Source organism: Rhodothermus profundi (genome assembly GCF_900142415.1).
In the GTDB taxonomy this organism is placed as follows: domain Bacteria; phylum Bacteroidota; class Rhodothermia; order Rhodothermales; family Rhodothermaceae; genus Rhodothermus; species Rhodothermus profundi.
This window is the reverse complement of sequence record NZ_FRAU01000013.1, coordinates 1-9,979: the sequence shown is the minus strand read 5'-3', so window position 1 is coordinate 9,979 and position 9,979 is coordinate 1. Positions and strand designations below refer to the sequence as shown.

General features: G+C 56.3%; 9 protein-coding genes. 1 reads left to right on the top strand and 8 read right to left on the bottom strand.

Annotated features, from left to right (window positions below; translation table 11 throughout):
• Nucleotides 1-357, top strand: a 357-nt coding sequence (locus tag BUA15_RS13470; RefSeq protein ID WP_143149630.1) for a T9SS type A sorting domain-containing protein, incomplete at its 5' end; no start/stop codon positions are given.
• A gap of 7 nt (nucleotides 358-364) precedes the next feature.
• Here the strand turns inward: BUA15_RS13470 and BUA15_RS13465 are convergent.
• From BUA15_RS13465 to BUA15_RS13425, 8 genes are all read right to left on the bottom strand, one after another.
• Complete coding sequence (locus tag BUA15_RS13465; RefSeq protein ID WP_072716515.1) at nucleotides 365-1,201, bottom strand: UbiA family prenyltransferase; 837 nt, start codon at nucleotides 1,199-1,201, stop codon at nucleotides 365-367.
• Nucleotides 1,202-1,209: 8 nt separating this feature from the next.
• Nucleotides 1,210-2,025 carry an SDR family NAD(P)-dependent oxidoreductase gene (locus BUA15_RS13460; protein WP_072716514.1) on the bottom strand — a complete coding sequence of 272 codons (816 nt, stop codon included), beginning with the start codon at nucleotides 2,023-2,025 and terminating at the stop codon, nucleotides 1,210-1,212.
• Between the two features lie 541 nt (nucleotides 2,026-2,566).
• Nucleotides 2,567-3,889, bottom strand: coding sequence for a flavin-containing monooxygenase (locus BUA15_RS13455; protein WP_072716513.1), 1,323 nt, complete (start codon nucleotides 3,887-3,889; stop codon nucleotides 2,567-2,569).
• Nucleotides 3,886-4,758, bottom strand: a complete 873-nt coding sequence (locus BUA15_RS13450; protein ID WP_072716512.1) for an alpha/beta fold hydrolase — start codon at nucleotides 4,756-4,758, stop codon at nucleotides 3,886-3,888. Before BUA15_RS13450 ends, BUA15_RS13455 begins: the two co-directional genes overlap by 4 nt.
• 176 nt (nucleotides 4,759-4,934) lie before the next feature.
• Entirely contained in the window at nucleotides 4,935-6,470 is a 1,536-nt protein-coding gene (locus BUA15_RS13445) for a CRISPR-associated protein (protein WP_072716511.1), read from the bottom strand.
• Between the two features lie 302 nt (nucleotides 6,471-6,772).
• Nucleotides 6,773-6,949, bottom strand: a complete 177-nt coding sequence (locus BUA15_RS13775) for a hypothetical protein (RefSeq protein ID WP_178139427.1) — start codon at nucleotides 6,947-6,949, stop codon at nucleotides 6,773-6,775.
• A gap of 799 nt (nucleotides 6,950-7,748) precedes the next feature.
• Nucleotides 7,749-8,921, bottom strand: a complete 1,173-nt coding sequence (locus BUA15_RS13430) for a hypothetical protein (protein ID WP_072716508.1) — start codon at nucleotides 8,919-8,921, stop codon at nucleotides 7,749-7,751.
• 14 nt (nucleotides 8,922-8,935) lie between these two features.
• Nucleotides 8,936-9,979 (bottom strand): hypothetical protein (locus BUA15_RS13425; RefSeq protein ID WP_218587582.1); only part of this gene is annotated, 1,044 nt, incomplete at its 5' end.

Here is a 9,979-nt window from a genome sequence, read left to right as displayed (position 1 = left end):
CAGCTTGATCAACAATGGCGCACTGCCGTAGGCCTGCGCCTGTTGGAAGTGGCCCCCTATCTGGTGGCCGCCGAAGACGAAGGCGCTGTGCCCGAACGCTTTGCGCTCTACGAAGCCTATCCCAATCCGTTTCGGCGGCAGGCTACGATTCGCTTTGCCGTGCCACGGCAGGTGCGGGTGCGCCTGGAAGTCTACGACGTGCTGGGAAGACGCGTCGGCGTGTTGGTGGACGAAGAGCTAGCGCCCGGCCTCTATGCCGTGCGTTTCGAAGCGCAGGGCCTGGCCAGTGGCTTGTATTTCTATCGCCTCACGGCCGGCAGCTTCGTCCAACAACGCAAAATCATCCTCGTCAAGTAACCATTTGCTATAGCGAGCGGCTTAAAGTTAGGGCCAGCATGGTGAAAACGGGCCAGCACAGCAAGAGGTCCAGTATGATGAGCTGTACTTCAGAAGGCTCAGCGCGGCTTGCCATGATGAGCATACCAGAGCATAAAACGCCCATTAGGTCGATAGCTGCTTCGGCACGTCCCAGGCGTATTATCAGAATTAGTCCTATGCTCAGGGCTCCCAGAAGCAGGAGGAGCGCTCCGTTACGAAGGGTTTTATAGTTCCAGCGTACCGCTGGCGTTCGAATTCCGGCTACGCGATCGCCCTGTCGATCTGGCCAATCAGCCAGTAAGGGATTGGGTAGTATCCAGAGCAGTCGATACCCCGTAAGCAGCCAGAGATTAGCCCCCAATGCCCGTCCTGCTTCCAGTGGAAGCAACAGCGTTGTTCCCAAGCTCCATGTACCTGCTATCAGTATCGGTTTAGCTATTCCCCATTGCTTCAATCGCACACCTGGCAGCATGTAAAGCAGGCCTATGAGGCCCAGTCCTGCCCCAGCGACCAGGGTAGAAGCCTGTACATGCAGCGCCGCCCATCCGATCAACAAACCAGCGATGGCAAGTCCCCCACGAAGTAATTTCTGTTGCCGACGCCACCAGGCAACACGTTCTGGCTGATTCACAAGGTCTTCCGGCCCAATGTTCAACGCGCGATCCAACAGGTACACAACCCAGGCACCCGTTGCTTCCAGCACAAGCAGAGGTTTCGATAGCGGAATTTGCAACAACGCCGCATTTCCGGCCAGCAGCCCCGCAGCTACCCATGGAATATGCACGCCACTCCAGAGCAGCCTTCGGTACCAGCAGCTCGACACAATGAGGTCTATTTTTTCACGGGTTCCTTTACCAGAGAAAGTCGAGCTTCCAACCAGCCGTCGGCTGCAGCGTCGCGGTGCACTAGCCAACGAAAAAGTGGTGGGGCCACTGTGGGCAATACGTCGATCAGCAGCTTCATGTGGCGTGGCACAAACACCTCGGGTAGATTGCGTTCAATCGCCCGCACAACCGCCCGCGCCACCTCTTCCGGGCGCACCAGTGGAATCAAAGGCGAACGTCGGACGCCTTCAACCAACCGCGTCGATACCATGGTTGGACAGATGCAACTGACGCCCACGCGCGTGCGGCGCAGCTCAAAACGCAGTGCTGCAGAAAATCCTACGACGCCATGCTTGGCTGCGCAATAGGCGGCCAGCCCTGACGCCCCAAACTTGCCCGCAATACTGGCGATGTTTACGATATGTGCTCGGGGTTGGCTCAGCAGATGAGGCAGCGCCAGATAGGTGAGCGCCATGAGTCCTGTCAGATCAATAGCAATGGTACGCTCCCAGACGTCAAAATCAACCTCCGTGAACGGGCCACTGGGTAATACGCCAGCGTTGTTTACCAGCACCGAGAATCCACCGGCCGCCATCGCCTCGTTCACTACCCGTTCCATTGCTGCCCGATCAGATACATCCCCCTCAAGCCCGACAAAACGCCGTCCCAGCGCTTCTACTTTCCGGGCTGTTTCCGCCATATCCTCGGCCCGAAGATCTACCCCAATGATATGAGCCCCGCGACGGGCCAGCGCAATAGCTGTGGTCTGCCCGATGCCGCGTGCTGCGCCAGTCAACAGAACCGTTTGATCCCTCAGGTCCATGATCCTCTATCATTATCGTGATACCTGAACATTCTGACCGCTTTCCTCCAAGAATAACACTACAGTCGCCATCCCTTTGAAGCATTCGCAAAGGATGTGGCCGACGTGAGAGCCCGTCCCGACAGCCATCTGACACCATAGGCCTGGTTATAGGCCTGGTATTTTATCATGGTTGCCTCCCCAGAAAGCTTCTGCTCTCCCTTTTTCAGCCTTTCACCATAACCGGATATGGATTTGAGGTCATCTGATACCACGTTCGAAACCCTGGTGGAGACTTTTTCAAGCTGAAAAGGGCTCCCTCTTTTTCAGTGTGCAGATATAATTTCAGCGCCCTTCCCTTAACCACCGCTCCGTATCCCGTTCATGCTCGCACCAGATGCTTTCTGTTGTTTTCCTTTTGCTTCTTAAGGATGCCGATTTTGAGGTTTTGGATAATATGTTATGCGGGCTCCCCCCAGACAATGACCGCAACAGTCTCTTCTCTGATTCTTTAAAAACTGGTATCTCAAGCAAAGAGACGCTTCGGGCAACTTCGGCTGCTCTATCGCAAAAGTGCCTGAAGAGGTGGACGGTAGCGTCCCCGACGGCGTTCGCGGCGGAGCTGCCGCAGGTATCGGTAAAAGTCCACTTCCAGCGCATGGCGCATGGTCGGCACAAAGCGACGACGACGCCAGGCCTCTTCCCGACGAATCCAGCGCCACATCGCTTCCCGCGACGGCAGTCCTGCGCGGCCTTCCAGCAGATCGGCCACCCATTCGGCCTGCGCTTCAGCCAGCGGCATAATGGAGCCCAGCGGCTGGACCAGTCCAATGAAATACAGATGAGGATGATCGGGCGGTACAACGTGCAAATAGCGCGGCAGGTAGTTTTCCCGTACCTCCAGAAAGGCTGACTCAAAAAACGGAAAGGCGACCCGGTAGCCGGTTGCATAGATGATCAGGTCGATCTCTTCGGTAGAATCGTCTATGAACCGCACCTGTCGCCCTTCGAGCCGCAGCAGGCCGGGTTTTACGCGAATGCGGCCGTGGCCGATAAGTGGCAGCAGTTCAGTAGAGATGGTCGGATGTTCTGCGCCCAGTGGATAGTCGGGTACGGGAAAGCCGTAACGCCGCTGATTGCCCCGCGTCAGATAGACGAGCAACCGGAACAGGGCACGCTGGACGAACAGGGGTAGCCGAGCTGTCAGTGGCGTCAGCCACAGATCAAGTGGGCGCCCCAGCAGATACTTTGGAATAACGTGGGCCCCCCGGCGCGTCGAGAGATAGACGGCTCGGGCATGATGCACGGCCTCGCAGGCGATATCGCAGGCGGAGTTGCCGGCCCCGACCACCAGCACCCGTTTGTCCTTGAGCACCTCAGGCGTTCGGTAATCGCGCGCATGCATAACTTCGCCGTCGAACGCGCCAGGCACTTCGGGCCAGTTCGGGCACCAGTGATGGCCCGTGGCCACGATCACGGCTCCATAGCGTTCCGTGCGCGTGGCGTTGGTATCTCGATGACGAACCGTCACCTCGTAGGTGCCATCTCCGACCGGCACCACGCGCTGCACCTCGGTCCGAAACGTGATCGTGTGTCGAAAGCCGAAGTGTTCGACATAGCGCTCAAAGTAAGCCAGCATCTGCGCATGGGACGGGAAATCTGGGTAGTCGTCCGGCATGGGAAAGTCCGAAAAGGCGGTCCGGGTCTTCGAGGTGTTGACGTGCAGCGAAGCGTACGCGGGCGAAAGCCCGCTATCGTTGGCATACCGCCAGAGTCCGCCAATATCGGATCCTTTCTCAAAGCAATCGAACGGCAGGCCGCGCTGATGCAGCACCTTGGCCGTAACCAGCCCCGAGGGCCCGGCCCCGATGATACAGGCCTTCATATGCGGGAAGGACTTTCAAGGGCAAGGAAGCTCTCCATGAGGGCAAACACCGCTTCTGGAGCCTCCACCATGGGAAAATGACCTACCTCTGGCCACACTTTCACCTGCACTTCCGGTAAACGGGCTGCCATCTTATGGACCTGCGCAAGAGGCACCACAGGATCCCGGGCACCGGCTATCAGCAGCACCGGTAGTGACATCGTCGATAGATGGTCGGTCAGATCCAGACGCGCCACTTCGCAAGCCAGTTGCAGCAGCACTTCCGGACGATAGCGTTTCGCGTCGGGATATACGCTGTCGAAGAACACCTGTCCGGCTTCCTGCGCCCAGGCCTCTGGACGCCCGGACAACCGGACCAGCAGACGACGGAAACGACCCGGACGCGCCGTCAGCCAGCGATAGCCGATCCGGAAAAGCAGCCTGCCCCCTCTGCGCCGGGACAGGCGCTGAATTCGGCTCAGCGCCCCCGCCCAGCTTCCCTGTGCCGAGCCAGCTACAAGGACCAGCCGCGCCAGTCGCTCCGGCCGATACGCGGCCAGACATACCCCCCAGAAACCTCCCAGTGAATGCCCGACCAGATGCACCGGCTCGTCGCCCACCAGATCTTCCAGCGCCTGCGCCAGCGCAGCCGCCAGCTGTTCCGTTGTGAGCGACGCAGGCATTGCTACCGCTTCGTCCGGCAGGTGTCCAGGCAACGAGAGCGCATACCAGCGACGCTGCCGACGCATTGCCGGTGGCATTAACGCCCCCCACGCCCATGGAGAAAGTCCCCAGCCATGGAGCAAGATCACCGGCGGCCCGGATCGGAAGAGGCCGTCTGTCAACGCACGCAACGGCCCCAGCGGGGTTTCAAGACGGTACGTGATCATGGGTGTCGCCTTCCTGTTGAGAAATTAAAAAGAACGGCGTTTTTCCGCGAATGCGCTACCCTTCCGCAATGCTCCAACAGCGAAACGACCGATTCCCTGGCGCGGCTGGGAACGCACGGCCTGCAAAAGATGCACCCCTATAAAGTCAGGCTCCTGCAGAAAACCAGCGCTACCGGTCAGGGTGCCAGTTCCACCCATTCCAGCACCTCTGCTCCGGGCAGCTGACGGGTAGGAAGCCGCACCTCGATCCGCTGGGCTGCCTCGCGCACAAACCCTTCCAGCCGGCTGCGCAGCGTCTCATAGGCCGATGCATCCAGCGTTCGGTCTCCTTCCAGCAGACAGGACTGTTGGCATGCCTCAAGCGCTTTTCGAACGGCAGGCCGACGGGCAAACAGCGCGCCTACTGGGTCGCCCAGTTCCTCCAGCAACCGATAGGTTATTATCGGATCGAGGGGTAGACGGTCTGTCTCGCTGCGACGCAGCGCAAAAAGGCTTCGCAGCGAGGCAGGCACCCGCTCCAGATCAGGATCGCCTGCTTCCAGTCCATGAGCTTCCCGCAATTGCACCGCTGCCAAGAGCGTCATGGCCCGATACAGTCGCACTGCTGCTTCCTCGTAGCGTCCTTGATGGGCTCGACGCCTGGCATTGAGCAACAGATCCCCTACCCCTTCCCAGCTCATCATCTGTTGCTCGGCAAGCCGGTTCAGCAATGGCAGCCAGGCCGATCCCTGCTCGCCGGCCATGCGAAACCCCGTCAGGGCCTGCCGGTAGCGACACCGATCCCAGTCGGCCAGCCCTTTCACAATCTGATACAGGCGCAATAACTGCGCTCGATGGGTGCCTCCAAGAGAAAGCGTGTGCAACAATTCCCGCACGATCGCCGCAGCCGCCCCATAATCAAAACGATCTAACACCTCCCGCACCAATTGCAATTGCAGGTGCAGCAACACATCGTCGGCTGCCACCCGTGTGGGTACGTCGGTGCCAGCCAGCACCTGGCGCAGGTCTTGCCGCACGCCCACGTTGAGTTGTAGCTCCCATCCCAGCAGCACAGCGCCGATTACCAGGGCAGCCGACATCGTTTTAGTACCACCCGTATAGTTAGCCACCACGCGGGCTCCTGGGAACCGCTTCCGGATGCGGCGCTGCAGGGCAAACAGCGAGGCCACACACTGCGTTAGATCGTCCGGATCCTTCCAGATAGTCACTTCGTAGCGCGACGACTCCAGTCTAGCTGCCTTCGGAATCGATGGATCGGTCGCCTCGTCACCTTCCACCAGTACGCGTGACTCCGGCGAACAGATAAAGCACACGAAGCTTCGGTCCGGTGGCAGATGCTGCACGGCATGGATAAGTGGCTCAGGCGAACCACCCACCGTTAACAGCATCACCGTATCGACTTGAATCGGCTCGGTCGTGTCCAGTTCGGTCTCCTCTCCCCAGAACGATTCTTTCAGGTCCTGCGCAAAGGCGCGGGCCGCTTCCTGCATCGCATCCAGATCAGGGAATTCGAACACCCCCATTTCCTGCGCACCACCTGGGAGCCGCCCTGCATCAATCTCGCGCACGATCTGGAGGGCCTGGTCATCGTAAAAGACCTCGCCCGGTGCAAGCACCGGATAGGCCCCGATCCACTGCCCCTCGACCTCCTGCGCGACCAGCAGCATCGAACGCTGAAAAGGAAGCCGGATTAGCAGAAATCGCACTTTCATCGCTGGTACCCGGTAATTTCATCGAGACAGCCGGAATTTAATCCGATGGGCCCATATGGACCACCCAAATTTCCACACAACCTGACCTCATGAAAGCGTCGTGCTTTTCCAGACCTGCGACAAACAAAGCTTCTTCGCGTCAAAAGCAGTACAGCCCCCGACACCCACCTGAACGATCTCCTACCCCACCACCCCAACGTGCGCCCAACCAACCCTCAAAGACCTGAAGACCACCTACCCACGACGCCCCATCGTGCGCCGCATCCAACCCACCGCATTTCCTCCAAAAGCGAACCCCCCGCCTAATCCCTGAGCAAATGGATCATGTGCACTTGCTGATGCTTCCGATCAATCACAATCCATTCTTCAAAGAAATCCAGAACCGGTAAGTCCCGGTACGCCTCCGACCAGTATCGCTCCTCATCAAGCGAAATAGCAAGCTGAAAACATAACCCCGCACCAGGTCTAAGCTCATCCATGAGTTTATGAAAGTAGGTCATTTCTGTCTCTTTGTCCGGCCATGTTTCCAGAATGTAATGATGAGGCCACTTAAAGACTTCATAATCTGCAGAAGCTAAGAGATTCCTCAGTCTATCCTCCATTTCAGAAAATGATCGCGGTAGATAATGATCAGGTGTTACCTTCTGAATATCAAACGGACCATGTTCATTCTTTTATAAGAATGTGTCCAGGGATATCCCTGATAGATCTCCGATTTAATAAAACTGTTAAAAAATCCTGTTTATCGAAAATATTTATCCTTTCTTTAAGAAAGAAACTGCATTTTACCATTGTACAATAAATGAAATGAATAAATTTTTTCGTATATTTTACCAAAAGTTACCATATCAATACGAATATTTTGAATCTCCAAATCGTAATCTTTGTAATACGACCCGATTCATTTACAAACAATGTAGGAAATATGTATCGCTAGATCTATATAACGTCATACGTACGGTTCCATCCAGCTTCAAGACCCCCCACCTTCCATCCGATCGCAAATAAACACTCGTATTCCATTTCTTTGCAAAATTATCCATAATAACGCCCGCATCTCCTTCCAGTATACGAAGTGCCCCTCCTTTTTCCCGATCTAATCTACCATAATCCTTCAACAGTTCCAGATCGTCTATCCGATTGGCAAACGCCGACGCAAAACGCGACTGCTTGATGAAACCCAGCAACTCCCGGTACGCCGAAAACCCCAGACGATCGGCCAGCTTCAACCCCTTTAATTATTGGCACCTGCACCGCTAAGTCTGACCCACCCTATTACTACTCACCGCCTACTACCAGAAAATGCACCCGATGCCTGTAAAACCCATCCGCATCCCGATCCCTACCCTCCTCCAACAACACATACTCCCGATAATAATCATGTATCGGCGCTTCATGAAAATATTCAAAGTCCTTCTCCGTATACTTCAACCGAAAGATCCGCGTGCTCGCCTGAACTATCTCCTCTAACCGACCCCAGAACTCTTCAAATTCCTCTCCTCCCAACGACCGCCGCCTGATCAAACGCTCCGCCTCCTCCCAAAAACGATCCCGACTCACCCACTCATACCAATCCGGACGAATCTTGTTAAAAGAGAAAAGACCATGGTATCCCCACCACTGTTCACCCGAAACAAAAAGCCTGGTGCGCTCACTTTTAGATTCAGGCATTTCTCCTATAAGCAAATCATGATAAAGAGGGTGATGGATCAGCGCATCTAAAAACTCCACATCCGAAGGCAACTCCTCCCGAGCTCCCACTGCTTCATGACTTCTAAGCAGCGCCCATGTGTCCTCCTGTAATGGCACAAACTTATCCCCCACATACCGCAACCCCAGCTTGCCCCGACGTCCCGTGCACGCCAACAACTTCGACAACAAACCCACATCCCGACTCCCAACCCCCAACCCCTCCAACACCGCCAACCAGTGCAACCGATGCCTGTAAAACCCATCCCCATCCCGATCCCCTCCCTCCTCCACCAACACATACTCCCGATAATACCGCCACCACCGCATGCTCTCATCCCCATACGCCCGACTCCACTCCGTCAACTCCAACCGAAAAAGCCGCGTGCTCGCCCGAAACACCTCCTCCAACCGCTCCCAAAACGCCGCCAACTCCTTTGAAGACCCCTGCCCCTCAAGCTCCCCACTAATCTCCTCCCAGAACACCTCCTCCCGCAATCGACGGTAATGGTGCGGCCGAAGCCGATCCCGAACAAATGGCCCGTGATAGCCCCGACCCTGCACAAAAGCTATGTACACCGACTCCTCAACCCCCAGCAACGCATCCTCATACAACGGATGACGTATCCACTCCGCCAACAACTGCTCGTCCGGATAGCTGAGCCGGTCCAAACAGGGCGCAGGCGCAACATAACTCCGAAGACGAACCCAGCGCTCCCCGCTCAGCGGCACCAACAACCCGCCTTCTCGAAACAACTGCATGGTGCAACTCCCTGCTATCGACCAAAACGTACCTTGAAAATCCGACCCCTGACATTCACCTGGATCGTCGGCAACGAGGTTGCCGATGAAGAATATCGTGTAAGCACAATCCCATTATGCATAACTTGATATAATCCAAGCTCTTTATCCACAAACATTTTCACATTCCATTTTTGAGCAAAATTTTCTATTATTTTTTGACTATCTCCTCTTAAAATCTGATAAATAGGACGACCATTTTTATCAACTTTAACAAAATCAAGCTTTGCCACCTTCTCGAGCAATTCAACATCGTCAATCGTATTGGCAAAGTCTCCAAAGGCCTGCGCAAGTCGTGGAAAAAGAGCTGATTTATGTAAATAACCAATTATTTTACGATATAAACCAGCATCAACTGTATCCAGTAACTTCAACATATCAAAGAAGTTCACCCCGAAGAACAGATCGGTCACGCAGTTGAGCACCGATACCAGCGCAACCGGATTCCCCTGAATCGTCTCCAGCGCGTCCACCCCACACCCTATCAGTGCCTCCTTCTCCCCCTTCAAAATCTCACTCCAGGTCCGCCCCTCCAGCAAATCCTTCCCCTTATCAATCGCCTCCCGAAGCTTCCGCGCCAGCCGAACCAACTTCCCGATCTGCTCCTCACACGTCAGCGCATCTTCCGTGCACGCCTCCTCCGGCGCCCCCGAACCCGAACCACTGCCCCCACCTCCCCCACCACTCCGCGGCTCCTCGCACCACAGATCCGCACAGTCCCCTAATCCCCCCTCCTGCTGCCACCACCGCGGATCCTCCTGCGTCGGCGGCCAACTCCCCCCGCCCCCAGCTGCCGAACACACCACCTCCACCTCCTCAAACACATAACACCCACACGAAGGCACGTACATGAACGACGCACCCCCGCTGACCGCACAGTCATTCCCCTGCACCACCGCCGAACCCGACGACGAACCCCTGCGTCCTACCCACCAACGCAACGCCCACAACACCCGCTCATGCGACGGCACCCACGCCAACACCTGCCCCCAAAGCACCCCCTCCCACTCCCTCCGAAA

Coding starts and splice junctions, on each gene's coding strand:
- BUA15_RS13460 (WP_072716514.1), bottom strand. CDS start 2,025: ATGGACCTGAGGGATCAAACGGTTCTGTTGACTGGCGCAGCACGCGGC.
- BUA15_RS13450 (WP_072716512.1), bottom strand. CDS start 4,758: ATGATCACGTACCGTCTTGAAACCCCGCTGGGGCCGTTGCGTGCGTTG.
- BUA15_RS13445 (WP_072716511.1), bottom strand. CDS start 6,470: ATGAAAGTGCGATTTCTGCTAATCCGGCTTCCTTTTCAGCGTTCGATG.
- BUA15_RS13775 (WP_178139427.1), bottom strand. CDS start 6,949: ATGGATGAGCTTAGACCTGGTGCGGGGTTATGTTTTCAGCTTGCTATT.
- BUA15_RS13455 (WP_072716513.1), bottom strand. CDS start 3,889: ATGAAGGCCTGTATCATCGGGGCCGGGCCCTCGGGGCTGGTTACGGCC.
- BUA15_RS13430 (WP_072716508.1), bottom strand. CDS start 8,921: ATGCAGTTGTTTCGAGAAGGCGGGTTGTTGGTGCCGCTGAGCGGGGAG.